At 34.4% G+C, this 21,607-nt stretch carries 18 protein-coding genes, 2 pseudogenes and 1 other annotated feature; all 20 genes and pseudogenes read left to right on the top strand.

The window, feature by feature from the left end:
• Window positions 1-57: 57 nt before the first annotated feature.
• The 20 genes and pseudogenes from HT719_RS03115 (at window position 58) to ppc (ending at window position 21,210) form a co-directional block, all read left to right on the top strand.
• A pseudogene (locus tag HT719_RS03115) lies at window positions 58-941 on the top strand (diacylglycerol kinase family protein).
• A 162-nt stretch (window positions 942-1,103) separates the two neighbouring features.
• Window positions 1,104-2,843: a glycoside hydrolase family 13 protein gene (locus HT719_RS03110; RefSeq protein ID WP_061816335.1), complete on the top strand. Its 1,740-nt coding sequence runs from the start codon at window positions 1,104-1,106 to the stop codon at window positions 2,841-2,843.
• 274 nt (window positions 2,844-3,117) lie between these two features.
• A complete protein-coding gene (locus HT719_RS03105; protein WP_016397781.1) occupies window positions 3,118-3,573 on the top strand; it encodes a hypothetical protein in 456 nt (151 codons plus the stop codon).
• 444 nt (window positions 3,574-4,017) lie between these two features.
• Window positions 4,018-4,494: a type II toxin-antitoxin system antitoxin PezA gene (gene pezA, locus HT719_RS03100; protein ID WP_172928201.1), complete on the top strand. Its 477-nt coding sequence runs from the start codon at window positions 4,018-4,020 to the stop codon at window positions 4,492-4,494.
• Entirely contained in the window at window positions 4,494-5,255 is a 762-nt protein-coding gene (gene pezT / locus HT719_RS03095) for a type II toxin-antitoxin system toxin PezT (protein ID WP_172928199.1), read from the top strand. Before pezA ends, pezT begins: the two co-directional genes overlap by 1 nt.
• A 27-nt stretch (window positions 5,256-5,282) precedes the next feature.
• Window positions 5,283-6,440, top strand: coding sequence for a hypothetical protein (locus tag HT719_RS03090; protein ID WP_001213951.1), 1,158 nt, complete (start codon window positions 5,283-5,285; stop codon window positions 6,438-6,440).
• A gap of 831 nt (window positions 6,441-7,271) precedes the next feature.
• Window positions 7,272-7,628: an SAG1252 family conjugative relaxosome accessory protein gene (locus HT719_RS03085; RefSeq protein ID WP_000817623.1), complete on the top strand. Its 357-nt coding sequence runs from the start codon at window positions 7,272-7,274 to the stop codon at window positions 7,626-7,628.
• Between the two features lie 4 nt (window positions 7,629-7,632).
• Window positions 7,633-7,998, top strand: a complete 366-nt coding sequence (locus HT719_RS03080; RefSeq protein ID WP_000401239.1) for a MobC family plasmid mobilization relaxosome protein — start codon at window positions 7,633-7,635, stop codon at window positions 7,996-7,998.
• Window positions 7,985-9,808 (top strand): SAG1250 family conjugative relaxase, encoded by a 1,824-nt coding sequence (locus HT719_RS03075; RefSeq protein ID WP_172928197.1) that lies wholly within the window; start codon window positions 7,985-7,987, stop codon window positions 9,806-9,808. The genes HT719_RS03080 and HT719_RS03075 overlap by 14 nt, the downstream gene beginning before the upstream one ends.
• A gap of 113 nt (window positions 9,809-9,921) precedes the next feature.
• Entirely contained in the window at window positions 9,922-10,788 is an 867-nt protein-coding gene (locus HT719_RS03070; RefSeq protein WP_000537005.1) for a helix-turn-helix transcriptional regulator, read from the top strand.
• Window positions 10,789-11,377: 589 nt separating this feature from the next.
• The gene (locus HT719_RS03065) at window positions 11,378-11,629 is read left to right on the top strand and encodes a hypothetical protein (RefSeq protein WP_000098314.1); all 252 of its coding nucleotides are present in this window, start codon (window positions 11,378-11,380) and stop codon (window positions 11,627-11,629) included.
• Between the two features lie 228 nt (window positions 11,630-11,857).
• Entirely contained in the window at window positions 11,858-12,160 is a 303-nt protein-coding gene (locus HT719_RS03060) for a hypothetical protein (RefSeq protein WP_000792536.1), read from the top strand.
• Window positions 12,157-13,503 (top strand): protein kinase, encoded by a 1,347-nt coding sequence (locus HT719_RS03055; RefSeq protein ID WP_001105427.1) that lies wholly within the window; start codon window positions 12,157-12,159, stop codon window positions 13,501-13,503. Before HT719_RS03060 ends, HT719_RS03055 begins: the two co-directional genes overlap by 4 nt.
• Window positions 13,504-13,567: 64 nt before the next feature.
• Window positions 13,568-14,434: an ABC transporter ATP-binding protein gene (locus tag HT719_RS03050; RefSeq protein WP_240156546.1), complete on the top strand. Its 867-nt coding sequence runs from the start codon at window positions 13,568-13,570 to the stop codon at window positions 14,432-14,434.
• Window positions 14,431-15,231, top strand: a complete 801-nt coding sequence (locus tag HT719_RS03045; protein WP_000642567.1) for an ABC transporter permease — start codon at window positions 14,431-14,433, stop codon at window positions 15,229-15,231. Before HT719_RS03050 ends, HT719_RS03045 begins: the two co-directional genes overlap by 4 nt.
• Before the next feature lie 157 nt (window positions 15,232-15,388).
• Entirely contained in the window at window positions 15,389-15,862 is a 474-nt protein-coding gene (gene tnpA, locus HT719_RS03040; protein ID WP_001206386.1) for an IS200/IS605-like element ISSpn6 family transposase, read from the top strand.
• Window positions 15,863-16,118: 256 nt separating this feature from the next.
• A complete protein-coding gene (locus tag HT719_RS03035) occupies window positions 16,119-16,340 on the top strand; it encodes a helix-turn-helix transcriptional regulator (RefSeq protein WP_050262049.1) in 222 nt (73 codons plus the stop codon).
• 445 nt (window positions 16,341-16,785) lie between these two features.
• A pseudogene (locus HT719_RS03030) lies at window positions 16,786-17,112 on the top strand (transposase family protein); the annotation flags it as partial.
• 153 nt (window positions 17,113-17,265) lie between these two features.
• A complete protein-coding gene (locus HT719_RS03025) occupies window positions 17,266-18,489 on the top strand; it encodes an FtsW/RodA/SpoVE family cell cycle protein (protein ID WP_172928194.1) in 1,224 nt (407 codons plus the stop codon).
• Window positions 18,490-18,513: 24 nt separating this feature from the next.
• Window positions 18,514-21,210, top strand: coding sequence for a phosphoenolpyruvate carboxylase (gene ppc / locus HT719_RS03020; protein ID WP_172928192.1), 2,697 nt, complete (start codon window positions 18,514-18,516; stop codon window positions 21,208-21,210).
• A 69-nt stretch (window positions 21,211-21,279) separates the two neighbouring features.
• Window positions 21,280-21,497: a binding site (T-box leader), on the top strand.
• The last annotated feature ends 110 nt before the right edge of the window (window positions 21,498-21,607 follow it).

The following is a 21,607-nucleotide window of genomic DNA, read 5'->3' as shown; positions in this document are numbered from 1 at the left end:
ATTTACTTGCATACGACGAAATGTAAACATTTCTGTTTAAAATTAAGGATAAAATCAATGAAAAAAGCAATGGTAATTATCAACCCTACTTCTGTGGCGAGAAGGCTTTGGATTACAAAGAAAAGCTGGAGAATAAAGCAAAAGAATACTTTGAATATGTTGAAACCAAAATTACCGAAAAAGCGCTGGATGCAACACATTTTGCTGAAGAAGCTTCTCGTGAGCAGTATGATGCAGTGGTTGTGTTTGGTGGAGATGGAACTGTCAATGAAGTCATTTCAGGTATTGATGAGAGAGACTACATTCCTAAGTTAGGGATTATCCCAGGCGGTACGGGTAACCTCATTACAAAACTTTTGGAAATCAATCAAGACATCGATGGCGCAATTGACGAACTGGATTTTGATTTAACCAATAAGATTGATATCGGTAAAGCAAATGACAACTATTTTGGTTATATCTTTAGTATCGGTTCTCTGCCTGAGGCGATTCACAATGTTGAAATAGAGGACAAAACAAAATTCGGTATTTTAACCTATGCTGTAAATACCATGAAGTCTGTCATGACAGATCAGGTCTTTAACATTAAGGTTGAGACAGAAAATGGAAATTATGTTGGTGAAGCTAGCCATGTTTTGGTCCTTTTGACAAATTACTTCGCTGATAAGAAAATCTTTGAAGAAAACAAGGACGGCTATGCCAACATTTTGATTCTGAAAGATGCCTCTATATTCTCCAAATTATCCGTCATTCCTGATTTATTAAAAGGGGATGTTGTCGCAAATGATAATATCGAGTATATCAAAGCGCGTAATATTAAAATCTCTTCAGATAGTGAATTGGAGTCAGATGTTGACGGAGATAAATCAGATAACCTACCTGTAGAAATCAAAGTCCTAGCTCAGCGAGTAGAAGTATTTTCAAAACCGAAAGAGGATTAGTATATAGAGAAAGCCTTTTTTAAGGCTTTTTGTATACTTTAAAAGATAGTTCCTTTAACAACGGACATTCCTTGCAAATAGTTTACAAAAATAGTATACTGGATTCATTGAGTTTGAAAACGTTTGCGTAAAATTTGAATGAATACTTTAGGAGACAAATTGATGGAATTGAGTGCTATTTACCATAGGCCTGAGTCGGAGTATGCCTATCTTTATAAGGATAAGAAACTCCATATTCGAATTCGAACTAAGAAAGGGGACATTGAAAGCATCAACTTGCACTATGGGGACCCTTTTATCTTTATGGAGGAGTTTTATCAGGATACAAAAGAAATGGTCAAGATAACTTCTGGTACCTTATTTGACCATTGGCAGGTTGAAGTGTCAGTTGACTTTGCACGTATCCAGTATCTCTTTGAGCTCAGAGATACAGAAGGTCAAAATATTTTGTATGGCGATAAAGGGTGTGTGGAAAATTCTCTAGAAAATCTTCATGCAATTGGGAATGGATTTAAGTTGCCTTATCTTCATGAGATTGATGCCTGCAAGGTTCCTGACTGGGTTTCAAATACGGTATGGTATCAGATATTTCCTGAAAGATTTGCCAATGGCAATGCTCTATTAAACCCAGAAGGGACTTTAGACTGGGATTCATCTGTCACACCTAAGAGCGATGATTTCTTTGGTGGTGATTTACAGGGGATTATTGATCATATGGATTACTTGCAAGACTTGGGTATTACTGGACTATATCTTTGTCCCATCTTTGAATCTACAAGCAATCACAAGTACAATACGACAGATTACTTTGAAATTGACCATCATTTTGGAGACAAGGAGACCTTTCGGGAACTGGTGGATCAAGCGCATCATCGTGGCATGAAAGTCATGCTGGATGCGGTATTTAATCATATTGGTTCGCAATCTCTTCAATGGAAAAATGTCGTCAAAAATGGTGAACAGTCTGCTTATAAGGATTGGTTCCATATTCAACAATTCCCAGTGACAACTGAAAAGCTAGTTAATAAGAGAGACTTACCCTATCATGTTTTTGGTTTCGAGGACTATATGCCTAAGCTAAATACAGCCAATCCAGAGGTCAAGAATTATCTTTTAAAGGTTGCGACTTATTGGATTGAAGAGTTTAATATCGATGCTTGGCGTTTGGATGTGGCTAATGAGATTGACCATCAGTTCTGGAAGGATTTTCGTAAGGCAGTTTTAGCTAAAAATCCTGATCTTTATATCCTAGGAGAAGTCTGGCATACATCTCAGCCTTGGCTAAATGGAGATGAGTTCCATGCCGTCATGAATTATCCTTTATCTGATAGTATCAAGGACTATTTCTTACGAGGAATTAAGAAGACAGACCAGTTCATCGATGAAATCAATGGAGAGTCTATGTATTACAAGCAGCAGATTTCAGAGGTCATGTTTAATCTCTTGGATTCACATGATACAGAGCGAATCCTGTGGACGGCCAATGAAGATGTTCAACTGGTTAAATCAGCCTTAGCCTTTCTCTTTTTACAAAAAGGAACACCGTGCATTTATTACGGAACCGAGCTAGCCTTGACTGGAGGACCAGATCCAGATTGCCGTCGTTGTATGCCTTGGGAACGTGTATCAAGTGACAATGATATGCTGAACTTTATGAAGAGGCTAATTAAGATTCGGAAATACGCGTCAGTAATCATTTCGCATGGCAAGTATAGCCTTCAAGAAATCAAATCTGATCTAGTAGCTCTGGAATGGAAATACGAAGGACGGATCCTCAAAGCAATATTCAACCAATCAACAGAAGATTATCTTTTAGAGAAAGAAGCAGTAGCACTAGCAAGCAATTGCCAAGAATTGGAGAATCAGCTTGTCATCTCTCCAGATGGATTTGTGATTTTCTAAAAACTAGTTGATGAAGATTATGGTACATTTCATATCTTATATAGTATAATAAGGCTAGTTACTAAACTTGTAAAGGAGAACTTAAATGAATTGTAGAGGACATGAAACAAGACAAAGAATTGTTAGAGATTTTGAAGTTTAGCCTAAAGCACATATTAAGCTGTTAGCAAATCAACAAAAACATAGTGATGCAGGAGCAACTATTGAAGATGAATATTATGTATTTATCGCTGAGAGTAAAATTGATGGCAAGAAGGAAGTTATTCAGTGTTGCATGGGTGCGGCAAGGGATTTTTTAGAACTAATTAATTACAAAGGGCTACCTCTTTTTAATCCGCTTGTAGGTGATTCTCATGTAAATAATAGACAAGAATATGACAATACAGGGAGTGGAAATTTACAACCTGAAAAGTGGAATGAAACTGCAAAGCAGCTTTATAATGCTATAATGTGGTTGATTATTTTATGGAATGCTAAGCCGGATACACCTTTATTTAATTTTAAAGACGAAGTAATTAAGTATAAAACATATGAGCCTTTTGAAAGCAGTATAAAAAGAGTAAATACTACTATAAAGAATGGTAGTAAAGGGAAAACTCTGACTGAGATGATTAATGGCTACAGAGCGGATAACGATATTAGAGATGAAATTTGTAACTTTAATATTCTGAAAAATAAAATTCGTGATATGAAAGACCAACAAGGAAATACAATGGAATCTTACTTTTAGTTATTGTTGAATTTTGGGTATTCTATAAAATATCCTAATTGAGATTTAAATAGTAGACTATACAATATAGTTAAAATATCAGTAAAAACAACACTTTATTGAGGTATTGGATACGCTTTGCTAATAGCCTAATAATCACATGTGGAGTGTTGCTACAACGAAAAAGGTGATAATCCTTGATTTCAAGCTATTTTATAAGCATTTTGTCTTTGTAGATAAAGACAATTTTGACAATAAAAATCCTAAAAGGTGAATCGTTATAGATGTATTTGTAGATATCGTTTGCGCATCGAAAAAATTAATACAAGAATAAATATTTATGGCTCTTTAGGTGACTTTTATAGAAGTAAAGTTTAGGATAGACAAACAAGAAATAACGCACCATTTTTGGTGCGTTATGCTTTTTTATGCTATAATGGATTTATAAAAATAAAGGAGTTTGCTATGATTGGAAAGAACATAAAATCCTTACGTAAAACACATGACTTAACACAACCCGAATTTGCACGAATTATAGGAATTTCTCGAAATAGCTTGAGTCGTTATGAAAATGGAACTAGTTCAGTCTCTACGGAATTAATTGACATCATTTGTCAGAAGTTTAATGTATCTTATGTCGATATTGTAGGAGAAGATAAAATGCTCAATCCTGTTGAAGATTATGAATTGACTTTGAAAATTGAAATTGTGAAAGAAAGAGGTGCTAATTTACTAGCCAGACTCTATCGTTATCAAGATAGTCAGAGAATTAGCATTGATGATGAATCTAATCCTTGGATTTTAATGAGTGATGATCTATCTGACTTGATTCATACAAATATCTATTTAGTAGAAAATTTTGATGAAATAGAGAGATATAGCGGCTATTTGGATGGAATTGAACGTATGTTAGAGATATCTGAAAAACGGATGGTAGCTTAATGGAAATTCAAGATTATACTGATAGCGAATTCAAACATGCTTTAGCACGGAATCTTCGTTCTCTGACAAGAGGAAAAAAGTCCAGTAAGAAACCTATAGCGATTTTACTTGGAGGGCAAAGTGGTGCTGGTAAGACTACAATTCATCGTATTAAACAGAAAGAATTTCAAAGAAATATTGTTATCATAGATGGCGATAGTTTTCGTTCTCAGCATCCACGCTATTTAGAACTGCAGCAAGAATATGGCAAAGATAGTGTAGAATACACCAAGGATTTTGCAGGGAAAATGGTAGAGTCTTTAGTAGCCGAATTAAGTCATTTGGGATACAATCTTTTGATAGAGGGAACTTTACGAACAATTGATGTTCCAAAGAAAACAGCACAACTATTGAAAAACAAAGGATATAAAGTACAATTAGCCTTGATTGCGACAAAGCCTGAGCTGTCCTATCTAAGTACTCTTATCCGTTATGAAGAACTGTACATTATCAATCCAAATCAAGCACGCGCAACTCCAAAAGAACATCATGATTTCATTGTAAATCATCTAGTTGATAATACACGGCAATTAGAAGAACTAGCTATCTTTGAAAGAATTCAAATTTACCAACGAGATAGAAGTTGTGTATATGATTCAAAAGAAAATACAACTTCAGCAGCAGATGTTCTTCAAGAGTTACTCTTTGGGGAGTGGAGTCAGGTAGAGAAGGAGATGTTGCAGGTGGGGGAAAAGAGACTTAATGAATTACTTGAAAAATAAACAATTGATATTTTTAGGAGAATAGAAATGAGAGGGTTTAATAACAAGATAAAGTCTGTTTATCAAGAACTAACAAATTCCAAAGAGAAATTCGGTAGCTTTCACAAGACTTTAATTCATTTGCATACACCTGTTTCTTATGATTACAAGCTATTTTCTAATTGGACTGCAACGAAATATAGAAAAATTACTGAAGATGAACTATATGATATATTTTTTGAAAATAAGAAAATAAAAGTTGATAAGACAATTTTTTTTAGTAATTTTGATAAGGTTGTTTTTTCTAGTTCAAAAGAATATATTAGTTTTCTTATGTTAGCAGAGGCAATCATAAAAAATGGAATAGAAATAGTTGTAGTAACTGATCATAATACTACCAAAGGTATTAAAAAGTTACAAATGGCAGTCTCAATCATAATGAAAAATTATCCGATTTATGATATACATCCTCATATTTTACATGGAGTAGAAATTAGTGCAGCAGATAAATTGCATATTGTATGTATATATGATTATGAACAAGAATCATGGGTTAATCAATGGTTAAGTGAAAATATTATAAGTGAGAAAGATGGAAGTTATCAACATTCACTGACTATAATGAAGGATTTCAATAATCAAAAAATAGTTAACTATATTGCTCATTTCAATAGTTATGACATTTTGAAAAAAGGTTCTCACTTATTAGGTGCATATAAACGAAAAATTTTTTCTAAAGAAAATACACGATTTTTGGAGTTTAATATTAACTCGAAAGAATCTTCGCAACAACTTGATATTCTCTATAAAGAAGTTGGTGTATTAAGTTTGGGCCAAAAAGTTGTAGCCATGCTTGATTTTTTATTAGCATATAGTGATTATTCTAAAGACTTCAGACCATTGATTATTGATCAGCCTGAAGACAATCTAGACAATCGTTATATTTACAGGCATTTAGTTCAGCAGTTTAGAGATGTGAAAGCTCAACGTCAAATTATTTTAGCAACACATAATGCTACAATTGTAACAAATTCTATGACAGATCAAGTTGTTATTATGGAGTCAGATGGAGTTAACGGATGGATTGAATCACAGGGATATGTTAGTGAAAAATATATAAAAAATCATATCATCAATCAATTAGAGGGAGGAAAAGATTCCTTCAAGCATAAAATGTCTATATATGAGACGGCTTTATCAGAGTAGAGTCAGAAAAAGTAGGTTAGAAATTTAGCCTACTTTTTTCTTTGTTCGACAGGCATAGTGTACATCTGAGGTCCAAGTCCTCTGTGGATATTTGCTGCAGATGAAACCAATAGCGACTCCTAAGCCTGAATATCGTGAGGTAGGGGGGATAGGAAGGAATTAGCGAAATCAAGGTTCTACAAACAGAATCGTGACTTGAAGCCATATATAGCGGATGAGGAACTCTAAAATCCAAATAGGTGTCGTAACCTATATACGTAAATTACGAGAGTAAACTAGGAAAGATGTACGGCTTATTCCGTTAGCGTTTAGGACGTAGTACAACGAATCATGGGAGTCAGCTGAACACATAGTATTGAAGAAATTTCTGTAATGGAAATGGAGCGAAGAAGTGAACAATTAAATGAATACCTCTCTAATTAAATTTGTCAATTCTAATTCCTGGTATGAAAAGACAGTGACCTGAAAATGTAAACGATGGGAGCTGATCATAAATATAGGACGGTACATGCAGTGGTGTTAGAGATTAGTCCTTACTTGATTTGTGATAACTTCCCCAAATTTCTTCTGCTATACTTTTCTCAACTTTTAAAAATCCAACTAAGAATTTTACCTGGGGGTTTGGGGGCGAAGTCACCAAGTTATCTTATCGTTGGCTGTCAAAACTAGAAAGTTTTGATAGGCTGGCGATATGATTTTTGGGATATTGTGGACACAATATCTGAGCTCGCAAAGCCTTACAAGAATGAAAATCAGTTGTTGGAAAAGTGTACTGACATTGTATGGTAGCTCACATTGTCAGTACAAGTATTTTGGAAAGGAAGTAGCAGTATGAAACGAGATGTGCGTGATATTCGGAAACAATTTCGTTTAACAGAAGCAGAAGAAAAGCAAATTCTAGCTTTGATGAGAGAGCGGGGAGAGACTAATTTCTCTGATTTTCTTCGTAAAAGTTTACTTTCCTCTGATTTACAAAAACAGATGGAGACATGGTTTGCCCTCTGGCAATCCCAAAAACTAGAACAAATCAGTCGTGACGTTCATGAAGTTTTAATCTTGGCACAGTCAGAACGTCAAGTCACCCAAGAGCATGTATCTATTCTCTTAACGTGCGTGCAGGAATTGATTCAAGAGGTTGCAAACACCATACCCCTCAGTAAAGAATTTCGTGAGAAGTACATGAGGTAAGCACATGGAACATCGTTACCGAACCAATCTCAAGAAAGTGTTTTTGTCTGATAGTGAGTTGAACCAACTAAATATAAATATCGATCAAAGTGGTTGTAAATCCTTTTCTGAATATGCGAGACGAACTCTACTCGATCCTGGTATGAATTTTATCACGATTGACACAAACGGTTACCAAGATTTAGTGTTTGAGTTAAAGAGGATTGGCAATAATATCAACCAGATTGCTCGAAGTGTTAATCAATCTCAGTTAATTTCTGGTGAAGAATTGCAGGAGTTGAAAAAAGGAATTGGTGAATTGATAAAAGAAGTTGATAAGGAATTTAATCTGCAAGCGCAGAAGCTAAAGGAGTTCCATGGTCATCACTAAACACTTTGCCATTCACGGAAAGAGTTACCGCAGAAAGCTTATCAAGTACATTCTCAATCCTGAGAAAACCAATAATCTTGCCTTGGTGTCGGACTATGGCATGAAGAATTTTCTGGACTTTCCTAGCTATGAGGAAATGGTGCAGATGTATCATGAAAATTTCATCATCAACAATACGCTTTACGATTTTCGCCACGACAGGATGGAAGAAAATCAACGAAAAATACACGCTCACCACATCATTCAGTCTTTCTCGCCAGAGGATCATCTCACTCCTGAACAAATCAATCGGATAGGTTATGAGACTGTGAAGGAATTAACTGGTGGCAAATTTCGTTTTATCGTTGCGACCCATGTTGATAAAGACCACCTGCACAATCACATCATTATCAATTCAGTAGATAGCAATTCTGACAAAAAGCTCAAGTGGGACTACAAGGTGGAGCGAAATCTTCGCATGATTTCTGACCGTTTTTCTAAAATCGCAGGTGCTAAAATCATTGAGAACCGCTATTCTCACCAGCGGTATGAAGTCTATCGTAAGACTAATCACAAGTATGAACTCAAGCAGCGACTCTATTTTTTGATGGAACATTCTAGGGACTTTGAGGATTTCAAAAAGAATGCTCCGCTACTACATGTGGAGATGGATTTCCGTCACAAGCATGCCACCTTTTTTATTACGGACTCAACTATGAAACAGGTGGTGCGTGGCAAGCAACTCAATCTCAAGCAGCCTTACACAGAAGAATTTTTTAAGAACTACTTTGCCAAAAGAGAAATAGAAAGTCTCATGGAATTTTTATTGCTGAAAGTTGAGAATATGGATGATTTACTTCAGAAAGCAAAACTTTTTGGACTAACTATCAATCCTAAACAAAAGCATGTTTCTTTTCAATTTGCAGGAGTGGAGGTAAAGGAGACAGAGCTAGACCAGAAAAATCTTTATGATGTAGAGTTTTTCCAAGATTATTTTAAAAATAGAAAAGATTGGCAAGCTCCAGAAACTGAGGATTTCGTTCAACTTTATCAAGAAGAAAAGTTATCCAAAGAAAAAGAACTTCCAAGCGATGAGAAGTTCTGGGAGTCCTATCAAGAGTTCAAGAGTAACAGAGATGCCGTTCATGAATTTGAGGTGGAGTTGTCACTCAATCAAATTGAAAAAGTAGTGGATGATGGAATTTACGTCAAGGTCAAGTTTGGTATTCGTCAGGAGGGACTTATCTTTGTGCCGAACATGCAGCTTGATATGGAAGAGGATAAGGTGAAGGTTTTCATCAGGGAAACCAGCTCCTACTATGTCTACCACAAAGACGCTGCCGAGAAAAATTGTTATATGAAAGGTCGAACCTTAATTAGACAGTTCAGCTATGAAAATCAAACCATTCCATTACGCAGAAAAGCGACAGTCGATATGATTAAAGAGAAGATTGCGGAAGTGGATGCTTTGATTGAACTGGAAGTAGAAAATCAATCTTATGTCACGATTAAAGATGAGTTAGTGCATGAACTAGCAGCGTCTGAATTGAGAATCAATGAGTTGCAAGAACGAATGTCAACCTTGAATCAAGTAGCAGAATATCTACTGGCTTCAGTTGAAAGTAAGCAAGAAATGAAATTAAATCTTTCAAAACTGAATATAACTGAGAATATCAGTGCTAATATTGTTGAGAAAAAATTGAAGAGCCTGGGGAATCAACTGGAATTGGAAAGGGGCAGGTATGAAAAGATGGTAGTCAGGCTAGATAAATTTATAAATCGCTTAAATACAGGACTTTCAAAAGGAGATGGGATAGATTTTCAAAAATAGGAATCTAGCCAATAATTATATACAATGTGTATCTTTTGTAAAATATATTTGAAATTTAGATTTAATCATGTTACAATTAACATTGAAATCAAATAGAAAAGGAAGATGCAAACGTGGGTACACTATTAGCAACAAGATTAAAAAATAGACGAAAAGAATTAAAAATGTCTCAGCGAGAATTAGCTGAGGGTATCTGTAAACAGGGGCAAATTAGTCGATTAGAGAGTGGAGAGTTCACCCCTGGAGCGGATTTTTTACATGCCCTTGCTAAGAAATTAAAAGTTAGTATGGACTACTTTTTTGATGAGCAGGTTGTAGAGGAAGTCAATGAGTTATCAGAGTTTAAGAAGTTAGCACAGACATTTATCACAAATCGTAATTATGAATCTTTAAAATATATATATGAATTGGAAAATGTAAAAGCCCATCGCTTATCTCTAGCAGATAAATTTTACATGGAATGGATAAAGTCTCTTATAGATTTTTATTTTTATGGACAGAAAGAAGAGGCAATTACACGATTAGAGAATATGCTACCTCAGTTAAATGTATCTGATTTGAACTACCTTCAAGTTTCAAACACTCTATTCAATTTTTATTATGATATTGAAGATTTAGAACGTTTTAATGAGATTAGAGACAAGCTAGAGCATCAAGTGAATCAGCTTAATTTAAACACAATTGAAGAGTTAGAACTATCAATTAAGTTCAATTATAACGTTTGTCGATACCTATGGTTACAGAAAAATATTGAAGAAGCTATTACGAAAATCACAGCTACGATAAAGCAATGTAAGGAGTACAGGACAACTTATCTATTAGCTGATTTGTATTTATTGATGGGAAGTGTAAGTGAAAATTTTTCTTCTAAAAGTTCAGTAAAAGAATATTTTGAGACTGCTCATTTTCTCTACAAACTTGAGGAAAACATGTCAATGGCTTTGAAAGTCGAACATTATTTTGCAGATATAACAGAATAAGGAATACGGTGTTCTAGTGAGCATCGTTTTTTAAATCTAATTTGAATACAAAAAAGTATTAAATAAAAAAAATAAAAAAAGATTATAAAAATACTTGACAAGCTAATTTTGAAGTGATAAAATAAATGCAAGAAAACGAAAGGAGAGGTATATGAGAAGTTTGTTTAGGAAAATTGTTGCTTTGTTAGTCATAGGATTAATCCTATTAGGGACTGCTGGAGGAACTCAAGTTCATAAGATGGCTAGAGGGATTGATCCAGGTCCTGCGAATGGTATTTATAGATAGGAGATTATAGTCACTTAAAAATCAAAAAATTATAAAATTTTTGTTTTACTTAAATAGATATTTTATGATGGGCGAAGTTTTTATAACTAGTTCCTATAAGTACAGAAACCTATTTTAATTTACTAATTTCAAAACAATTTTTTGAGATATATGTAATTAAATCTAAATTAAGCTTTAAAAAATTATTTTTAGCAATTTGATTTTGAAAGTGTCATGCAGCAATATGAAAGCGTAGAATAGAGGTGTTTCCAATGTACAAGTAAGTTTTGATTCCAAATAAAGTAATAGAAAAGGAGCTATATAATGAGTAGTCAAATGAAAGCTTTCTTGAATGAACTTCAAGGAAATATGGAAGTTGTTGGAGAATTTTTTGATAATCCTGAAAAGGTAATTAGAAAATTTGGAATTGTCGGAAGAGAGAAGGAAGCATTGCTAATCCGTGACTTAAATGATATGGATGATTATGCTCTTTCAATTCAAAATAGCGTTGCATCGCCTTCTGGGGCACATAGTAGCACTTGCCATTTTGTTAGACAAGATTTACAATCCGCATAATTGTTAATATATAAAACATAAAATTTCAATTTTCAATTAGGGATAATAGAATTCCTTACTATGATATAGAAAGTGAATTAATTAGGAAATCTTAGTCAGAGGTTTCTGATTAATTCATTTTTTATATATTAAGAGTGATGTGAAATGTTCAAATTGTGAGACTACTCTCGGATTGTTGTATAGAAATTTAAAATTTTATTGTGAGCTTTTTAAGGAAGAGTGGCCGATATGAAAAATAAATACGATGTTAAAAGAATTATTCCGGATGAATTATCAGAATCACTAGATATTTTTCTAAAAAATTATTCTGAAACTGGATTGTCAGATTATAATACTTATCTCTTTTATGGTTTTATCTTGAAGTCCTATAAATTGCCTCGAGAAAATAGATATAGCATAAAATTATTGGTGAAGGAATTACAAAATAGAGGACTGAAAGTTACATTGATTATCAACATTTATTATCACGCTTTAAATTGTTTGGCTTTAAATGATGGTCTAAAAATTTATGGAGAAGATTTCTTAATATGAATTACGAAAAGTATTTAAACTATTTGGACTATGAAACTGAAATAGAAGACGCATACCATAATTTATTATTAGAATATAAAATTAGTGATAATTTTAGTGATGAACATTGGTTATATAATTTGCCGTCTAATATCACCCAATCTAAGGGATTTAAAATACACCTGAGCGCTTCAATATTAAATGCTAATTTGGTTGCTAAAAAATTCTTTGATTTTATATTTTCTAGAGAGAAGAAGATAAATTTCAAAATTTTGGTTAGCATTAAAGAACTTTCTTTGCAAAATACAGGGCTTAATGGTTATTCACAAGTCGGGAAATTCATTACAATTTATCCAAAAGATAATAAAGAGTTTCAACGTTTGTTACACAAATTAGAAATATTGTATAAAGGTGTAAAGGGTGTAAACATACCATCAGATTTCAGATTTCAACTTAGCGAGGTTGTATATTACAGATATGGGGAGTTCGTAAAAGATAGCACTTTCAAGGATAAAAGAGATAAGAAAATCCCTTCAAATGTGAATGTTCCAATAAGGGATTACTATATTCCAAGATATAACACTATTCCTGATCAATATATTATTTTGGAAGTGATTTCTAAAAATGCCAAAGGTGGAGTTTATAAAGTATTTAATACTCAAAAGCGAGTTTATTCTTTATTAAAAGAAGCTAGTGATTTATCGTTGGTTGATTTTACAAATAGAGATTCTGTGAATCGTTTAATAAATGAAAGAGAAATATTAGTAGAATTGGAAAAGGAGGAATTTACTCCAAAAGTTTTTAACGATTTTTACATAAAGAATTCGTATTTTGTGGAATTTGAGTTTATTATTGCAGATAAATTAAGCGAGTATAATATGGTTAGTGGCTCGTATGATTGGTTTTTAACATTAATTGATTATATGGAGATAATAAACTCCAAATATAATCTTTCCTATAGAGATTTATCATTTAATAATATACTTATTGATAATAGAAATAATATTTATATTATAGACTTTGAGCATGCCCTAAGGAAAGAAACTCAAATTGAAGAAAAAAAGTTGCCTCTATTTGGAACTCCAGGGTTTTATGAAACCAACTTAAATTTATTGAATAATCAACCAGAGGATATTATGGGATTGGTTTTGTTATTATATTGGAGTCAGAATTTAGATGATTTTAACGTCTTTTCAAAAATGAGTTTTTTAGAAGCGATGGAGTATGCAATGAATTTTAATTCGCGTCGCTTAGACACACTTGATAAATCAGATTGGCTTTATGATATTTATAAAAAAGCGTTCAATTATAAATATGATACTTTTTCTGAATTAAAAAAAGATTTTATAGAGGTATTAAAATAAAGGTAGGGGTGTTATGAATTGTTTCTTGAAAATGAATAATGTAAGTGTTCGTTATGATGACGTAATGGCTTTAAAAGATATAACTTTACAAATAAATAAGGGAGATTTCATTGGCTTATTAGGTTCAAATGGTGCAGGTAAATCTACGTTAATTAATTCTATTGTAGGTTTTCAAGAGATTTATTTAGGAGAAATAGAGTATTGTGATAAAGATTTGATAGTTAGTTCTCAACCTTTTGCTCATTTAGGCTTTACTCCTCAAACCACAGTAATTGATTTTTATACTACTGTGAAGGACAATGTAATATTGGGGCTGAACCTTGCTGGAAAGTTTGGGAAAAATGCTGAGAAGTTGTGTCAAATAGCCTTAGAAATTGTTGGGTTAGCTGATAAAAAAAATAATTTGGTAGAAACATTGTCAGGTGGACAACTGCAACGCGTCCAGATTGCTAGAGCAATAGCTCATAATCCAGATTTTTATATTTTAGATGAACCTACCGTTGGTTTAGATACTGAATCTGCCGAAAAATTTTTAATGTATTTAAAAGATAAGAGTTTGGAAGGAAAAACTATTATCATATCTTCACATGACATAAATCTACTCGAAAAGTTTTGTAAAAAAATACTTTTTTTACAAAATGGCTCCATATCATTTTTTGGTGATATGCGTGACTTTGTAGATAATTCAACTATCAAATTAAATTTTTCAATGCAGAATAGAATTTCTAGATATCAAATTGAATTTTTAGAAAATTTTAGATTTAAAGTTCACATCGAAGATAATGATAGTTTTACAATAGAAGTCCCTATAGAAGAAAATATCTTAGATGTTATCAATGAGATAGGAAAAGCATGTGAAATTAAAAACTTTTCAACAAGTAAATTAACCTTACAAGAAAGTTATTTGCAAAGAATAGGAGGAGAAAAATGAAGGCTGATCAATTAAGGCACAAATCGGACTTAGGTTTAAGAGGTCTAGCGATTATTGCTAAAAATGAGATTATTGCTTTTTTTAGAAGTAAAGGTTTAATTATTTCTCAGTTTCTACAACCAATCTTATATGTTGTTTTTATAATAATAGGATTAAATTCTTCGATAAAGAACATTCAGTTTAATGATATAAAAACCTCTTATGCAGAATATACAATCATTGGTGTTATAGCTTTATTGATAATCGGGCAGATGACTCAAGTTATTTATAGGGTGACAATAGATAAAAAATATGGGCTACTTGCTCTTAAGTTATGCAGTGGAGTTCGTCCTTTATATTATATTTTAGGGATGAGTATCTATTCTATATTAGGGTTGATAGTTCAAGAAATTATTATATATATAATTACGTTAGCGTTTGAGATAAATATCGCAATGGATAGATTTTTTTATACAGTTTTGTTATCTATTGTTGTTTTATTATTTTGGGACTCCCTTGCAATTTTACTTACAATGTTTATCAATGATTACAGAAGACGTGATATTGTAATACGTTTTGTACTAACACCGCTTGGTTTTACAGCTCCTGTTTTCTACTTAATAGATTCTGCTCCTAGTATTGTGAGATGGATTGGTCAGTTAAATCCCTTAACTTATCAATTAACTATTTTGAGAAACTTTTATTTTAAAAATTCAACAACTTTGGAATTAGTTTTCTTATTGTTAACATCATTACTTGTCCTTATATCTGTATCTTTTATTATACCAAAGATAAAATTGATACTGATAGAAAGATAAAAGTTGGGTCATCCAACTTTTTTGTTGTCTCCCGAAAACCACTAGCTATGCTAGTGGTTCCATAGAGCTTTTAGCGTGGTAACAAAAAGAACCTCCTAAAATGATAAGATAGAAGTGGTTTCTCCGCCACTACAACATATCATACAGGAGGTACCTCATGAGAGAGGATAATCAAAGTTTATCACATACCACATGGAATTGTAAATATCATATTGTTTTTGCACCCAAATATCGTCGTCAAATCATTTATGGCAGATACAAAGCTAGTATCGGAAGAATCATACGTGACTTATGTGAGCGTAAGGGTGTAATAATCCATGAAGCGAATGCTTGTTCAGACCATATTCACATGCTTATCAGTATTCCTCCGAAACTTAGTGTTTCGTCCTTTATGGGCTATTTAAAGGGCAAGAGCAGTTTGATGATTTTTGATAAGCATGCGAATTTAAAATACAAATATGGCAATCGCAAGTTTTGGTGTAGAGGCTATTATGTAGATACGGTAGGCCGTAATCAGAAAGTGATAGCTGAATATATTCAGAATCAATTACAAGAAGACAGAGTAGCAGACCAGCTCACGTTATTCGAGTCAGTAGATCCGTTTACTGGCGAAATAAATAAGAGGAAGTAACTAAGGTGCTTTAGCACCTGCTCGGGAAAGTGGTGCGCGAGGAAGCTATTTCGGTGGGCCTTTGGCCCTGGCCGGTAGAAGCGGCTTATAGCCGCAGAACAAACCACCAGTTCACACTGGTGGTTTTGATTTAAAAAACTTGATACATAAAAATAAAAGTCTATATAAAGGATGGTAAAATTCCTGTTGTCCGATTTGGACAATATCCTAAATAGTTACAATATATGGTCTATACTTTTTCTTAGGAGAAAGCTAGATGTACAGACGTTTGAGAGATTTGAGGGAGAATCATGATCTGCCCCAAAAGCAAATAGCTACAATACTTTCGTTTACAAATTCAGCTTATGCCAAAATTGAACGGGGTGAGCATGCGTTGACGGCTGATGTATTGGTTAAACTCTCAGATTTCTATGACGTCAGTACAGACTATTTATTGGGATTAACTGATTTTCCTGATAAAATTCGCTTTAGAAAATAATCTCCTCAATTTCATAGAGTTTGAAAATGAGTGAGATTTTTTATTTGCCCTTTGACAACTGAATAGCCTAAAATGGTACTTTCCTCATTTGTGGAGCAAATTTGAATGGCTCGCCATGATAAGAGCGATTTTAAAACCATCAATAAAATAGAGCGATACTTTATATGCCATGATACAAATGATATACAATGATACTTCTGACCGTTCAGCCTGCCAACGTAAAAGAGCAGCAAGTGAAATTCTTATGATGACTTCATCAGTCATGCCACGTTGAATGTGTGAGTTTGTTAGATAAACGCAATTAATCCTCAAAAGGTTCCCCGAACCTTTTGAGTTCTACAGACGCATCACGTGGAGTGTGTAAGCTTGTTGCTAAAAGCGTAAAAACCTTGGAACTAAAGGGATAATAGACTTCCTGCGAAACAAAATACAATACAATAAAACTATGGATGATGAAGCAAGTAAACAATTAAGCGATAGCCGTTTTAAGAGCCTTGTAGGTGTTCAGTTCAGCGCACGACATTTAAAGAGATGTTAGTTGTGTTAAAAACAGCTTATCAACGTAAACGCGCAAAAGTGGACGAAAACCCAAATTAAGCCTAGACGGTCTCCTGGTCTCCTCATGCTAACTATTCAATACATGCGAGAATAGAGCACTTATGAACAAATTGCGGCTGATTTTGGCATTCACGAAAGCAACTTAATCCGTCGGAGCCAATGGGTTGAAGCAACTCTTATTCAAAATAGTTTTACGATTTCAAATTCTGCCTTAATTCTGTAAAAATAGTAAAATTCGAAGGATTGTGAAGGATTGTAAGGTAAGAGTTTTTTTCTTTCTGAAAAAATGGTATAATAGCAATCAAAACTAGAAAATAAAACGGAATTTGGAACAGATTTGTCTGTATCCTAGTAGAGTGGTGATACTATGAAGATTAGTAAGAGGCACTTATTAAATTATTCCATCTTGATTCCCTACTTGCTTTTATCTATTTTGGGCTTGATTGTGGTCTATTCGACCACCAGTGCTATTTTAATCGAAGAAGGCAAGAGCGCCTTGCAATTGGTTCGAAATCAAGGAATCTTTTGGATTGTTAGTTTAATACTGATTGCCTTAATTTATAAATTAAGACTAGATTTTTTGAGAAATGAGCGACTAATCATTTTAGTTATCTTGATAGAAATGGTTTTATTGTTCTTGGCTCGTTTTATTGGTATTTCCGTAAACGGGGCATACGGTTGGATTTCGGTTGCAGGAGTAACTATTCAGCCAGCTGAGTACTTGAAAATCATTATTATTTGGTATTTGGCTCACCGATTCTCCAAACAGCAAGAAGAAATAGCTATTTATGATTTTCAAGTTTTGACTCAAAATCAATGGCTTCCCCGTGCTTTTAATGATTGGCGATTCGTTCTCCTAGTTCTGATTGGAAGTTTGGGAATTTTCCCTGATTTAGGGAATGCGACTATTTTAGTCTTGGTTTCCTTGATTATGTATACAGTTAGTGGAATCGCTTATCGCTGGTTTTCAACCATTCTGGTGCTCGTATCTGCCGCTTCTGTCTTTGTCTTGACCACTATCAGCCTAATCGGTGTTGAGACCTTTTCAAAAATTCCAGTATTTGGCTATGTGGCCAAGCGCTTTAGTGCCTTTTTTAATCCTTTTGCCGATCGTGCTGATGCGGGTCACCAGTTAGCTAATTCTTATTTTGCCATGGTCAATGGCGGTTGGTTTGGTCTAGGTCTTGGAAACTCGATTGAAAAACGAGGTTATTTACCAGAAGCTCATACAGACTTTGTCTTTTCTATCGTGATTGAAGAATTTGGCTTTGTTGGTGCTAGTCTTATTTTAGCTCTCTTGTTTTTCATGATTCTGCGAATTATCTTGGTCGGTATCCGAGCGGAGAATCCTTTTAATGCCATGGTTGCACTCGGTGTCGGAGGGATGATGTTGGTTCAGGTATTTGTCAATATCGGAGGGATTTCGGGCTTGATTCCATCTACAGGAGTGACTTTCCCCTTCTTATCCCAGGGTGGAAATAGTCTTCTAGTCTTATCAGTGGCAGTGGCCTTTGTCTTAAATATTGATGCCAGTGAAAAACGCGCTAAGTTGTACCGAGAATTGGAAAATCAACAAATGAACCTTCTGTGAAGTAGAATAAAGAAAGGATAGTCTATGTCTCTTCAAAAATTAGAAAATTATAGTAATAAAAGTGTTGTGCAAGAAGAAGTATTGATTCTAACAGAATTGCTGGAAGATATTACTAAAAATATGCTTACCCCAGAGACCTTTGAAAAAATCATGCAGTTGAAAGAATTGTCAACTCAAGAAGATTATCAAGGTCTAAACCGTCTAGTGACTAGCTTATCAAATGATGAAATGGTCTATATTTCACGCTATTTTTCAATCTTACCTCTTTTGATTAATATTTCAGAGGATGTGGATTTAGCTTATGAAATCAATCATCAAAATAATATTGATCAGGACTACTTAGGTAAATTATCTACAACGATTAAATTAGTAGCAGAAAAGGAAAATGCCGTTGAGATCCTAGAACACTTGAATGTTGTCCCTGTTTTGACAGCCCATCCAACACAAGTGCAACGCAAAAGTATGTTGGATTTAACAAATCATATTCATAGTCTTTTGCGTAAATACCGTGATGTTAAGTTGGGGTTGATCAATAAAGAAAAATGGCACAATGATTTGCGCCGTTATATCGAAATTATCATGCAGACAGACATGATTCGTGAGAAAAAATTAAAAGTGACTAACGAAATCACGAATGCTATGGAATATTACAACAGCTCCTTTTTGAAAGCTGTACCTCACTTGACGACGGAGTATAAGCGCTTAGCGCAAGCGCATGGTCTGGATTTAAAACAGGCTAAGCCAATCACCATGGGTATGTGGATTGGTGGAGACCGTGATGGAAATCCATTTGTTACAGCAGAGACCTTGAAGCAGTCTGCACTCACTCAGTGTGAAGTCATCATGAACTACTATGATGAAAAGATTTACCAACTTTATCGTGAATTTTCTCTTTCAACTAGTATTGTTAACGTCAGCAAGCAAGTCAGAGAAATGGCTCGTCAATCCAAGGATAACTCGATTTACCGTGAAAAAGAGCTTTACCGTCGTGCCTTGTTTGATATTCAGTCAAAAATCCAAGCAACTAAAACCTATCTGATTGAGGATAAGGAAGTTGGGACTCGTTATGAAACAGCCAATGATTTTTACAAGGATTTGATTGCTATTCGAGATTCTCTACTGGAAAATAAGGGTGAGTCCTTGATTTCAGGTGATTTTGTGGAATTATTGCAGGCAGTAGAGATATTTGGTTTTTACCTAGCATCAATTGATATGCGACAAGACTCTAGCGTCTATGAAGCCTGTGTGGCAGAACTCTTGAAATCAGCAGGAATTCATTCTCGTTATAGCGAGTTAAGCGAAGAAGAAAAGTGTGACCTTCTCTTGAAAGAGTTAGAAGAAGATCCCCGAATTCTTTCTGCGACTCACGCAGAAAAATCAGAATTATTAGCAAAAGAACTAGCTATTTTTAAGACGGCTCGTGTTTTGAAAGATAAGTTGGGAGATGATGTCATCCGCCAGACCATCATTTCGCACGCTACTAGCCTTTCTGATATGCTAGAATTAGCTATTCTATTAAAAGAAGTAGGACTGGTGGATACGGAAAGGGCGCGTGTTCAGATTGTTCCCCTTTTTGAAACAATTGAAGACTTGGATCATTCAGAGGAAACAATGAGAAAATATCTTTCTCTTAGCCTTGCCAAAAAATGGATTGCCTCACGAAATAACTACCAAGAAATCATGCTTGGCTACTCTGACAGTAATAAAGATGGTGGTTACTTGTCATCATGTTGGACCCTCTACAAGGCTCAACAACAATTGACTGCTATTGGAGATGAATTTGGCGTTAAGGTTACCTTTTTCCATGGTCGTGGTGGTACTGTCGGTCGTGGTGGTGGACCAACCTATGAAGCCATCACATCTCAACCGCTCAAGTCTATCAAGGATCGTATCCGCTTGACGGAGCAGGGTGAAGTAATTGGGAATAAATACGGTAACAAAGACGCCGCTTACTATAACCTTGAAATGCTAGTATCGGCAGCTATTAATCGTATGATTACGCAGAAAAAGAGCGATACCAATACCTCAAATCGTTATGAAGCCATTATGGATCAAGTAGTGGATCGTAGTTACGATATCTACCGTGATTTGGTCTTTGGTAATGAGCATTTCTATGATTATTTCTTCGAGTCAAGTCCAATCAAGGCTATTTCAAGTTTTAATATTGGTTCTCGTCCAGCCGCTCGTAAGACGATTACTGAAATCGGTGGTTTGCGTGCCATCCCTTGGGTATTCTCATGGTCACAGAGTCGTGTTATGTTCCCTGGATGGTACGGGGTTGGTTCAAGCTTCAAGGAATTTATCGATAAAAATCCAGAGAATATTGCTATCTTACGAGATATGTACCAAAATTGGCCTTTCTTCCAATCGCTTCTTTCAAATGTTGATATGGTCTTGTCAAAATCAAATATGAATATTGCTTTTGAATATGCTAAACTTTGTGAAGACGAGCAAGTTAAGGCCATCTATGAGACTATTTTAAATGAATGGCAAGTTACTAAGAACGTTATCTTGGCTATTGAAGGACATGACGAACTCTTAGCTGACAATCCATATCTAAAAGCTAGTCTGGATTACCGTATGCCTTACTTTAATATTCTCAACTATATTCAGTTAGAGTTGATTAAACGCCAACGTCGTGGAGAATTGTCAAGTGATCAAGAACGATTGATTCATATCACCATCAACGGAATTGCGACAGGATTGCGTAATTCAGGTTGATAATTTTCAAGAGTGAATATCAAAAAAATTCTAATAGACTATTGACAAGTAGTTTAAAAATGATATAATTTAACCATTCAGAAAAGTAATCGTACAAACTTTTTAGAGAGTCTGTGGTAGCTGAAAACAGATAAGTGGCGATGATGAAAATTGGGCTGAATGCTATTTAGAATTTGAAATCATAAAAATTCGGTGAGCACACCTTACAGTGCATCTCGTTATTGCGAGACAGAGCGATAGGGAAATTCCCTATAATTGAGGTGGTACCGCGCATCGACGTCCTCACACAAGTTTTTTGTGTGAGGACTTTTTTGATGGAGGTTAGTATGGAAAGAAAACGATGGCGTCACTTGTTTATACTCAATGAAAATCAAAGTACAAACTAGGAAGCTAGCCG

It is taken from the genome of Streptococcus sp. k-378 (assembly GCF_013277505.1).
Classification (GTDB): Bacteria; Bacillota; Bacilli; order Lactobacillales; family Streptococcaceae; genus Streptococcus; species Streptococcus pseudopneumoniae.
This window is presented reverse-complemented; position numbering and strand designations above follow the sequence as displayed.

Bases quoted from the DNA above. Each gene is read 5' to 3' on its own strand.
- HT719_RS03110 (WP_061816335.1), top strand. From the start codon at position 1,104: ATGGAATTGAGTGCTATTTACCATAGGCCTGAGTCGGAGTATGCCTAT.
- HT719_RS03105 (WP_016397781.1), top strand. From the start codon at position 3,118: ATGGGTGCGGCAAGGGATTTTTTAGAACTAATTAATTACAAAGGGCTA.
- pezA (WP_172928201.1), top strand. From the start codon at position 4,018: ATGATTGGAAAGAACATAAAATCCTTACGTAAAACACATGACTTAACA.
- pezT (WP_172928199.1), top strand. From the start codon at position 4,494: ATGGAAATTCAAGATTATACTGATAGCGAATTCAAACATGCTTTAGCA.
- HT719_RS03090 (WP_001213951.1), top strand. From the start codon at position 5,283: ATGAGAGGGTTTAATAACAAGATAAAGTCTGTTTATCAAGAACTAACA.
- HT719_RS03085 (WP_000817623.1), top strand. From the start codon at position 7,272: ATGAAACGAGATGTGCGTGATATTCGGAAACAATTTCGTTTAACAGAA.
- HT719_RS03080 (WP_000401239.1), top strand. From the start codon at position 7,633: ATGGAACATCGTTACCGAACCAATCTCAAGAAAGTGTTTTTGTCTGAT.
- HT719_RS03075 (WP_172928197.1), top strand. From the start codon at position 7,985: ATGGTCATCACTAAACACTTTGCCATTCACGGAAAGAGTTACCGCAGA.
- HT719_RS03065 (WP_000098314.1), top strand. From the start codon at position 11,378: ATGAGTAGTCAAATGAAAGCTTTCTTGAATGAACTTCAAGGAAATATG.
- HT719_RS03060 (WP_000792536.1), top strand. From the start codon at position 11,858: ATGAAAAATAAATACGATGTTAAAAGAATTATTCCGGATGAATTATCA.
- HT719_RS03055 (WP_001105427.1), top strand. From the start codon at position 12,157: ATGAATTACGAAAAGTATTTAAACTATTTGGACTATGAAACTGAAATA.
- HT719_RS03050 (WP_240156546.1), top strand. From the start codon at position 13,568: ATGGCTTTAAAAGATATAACTTTACAAATAAATAAGGGAGATTTCATT.
- HT719_RS03045 (WP_000642567.1), top strand. From the start codon at position 14,431: ATGAAGGCTGATCAATTAAGGCACAAATCGGACTTAGGTTTAAGAGGT.
- tnpA (WP_001206386.1), top strand. From the start codon at position 15,389: ATGAGAGAGGATAATCAAAGTTTATCACATACCACATGGAATTGTAAA.
- HT719_RS03035 (WP_050262049.1), top strand. From the start codon at position 16,119: ATGTACAGACGTTTGAGAGATTTGAGGGAGAATCATGATCTGCCCCAA.
- HT719_RS03025 (WP_172928194.1), top strand. From the start codon at position 17,266: ATGAAGATTAGTAAGAGGCACTTATTAAATTATTCCATCTTGATTCCC.
- ppc (WP_172928192.1), top strand. From the start codon at position 18,514: ATGTCTCTTCAAAAATTAGAAAATTATAGTAATAAAAGTGTTGTGCAA.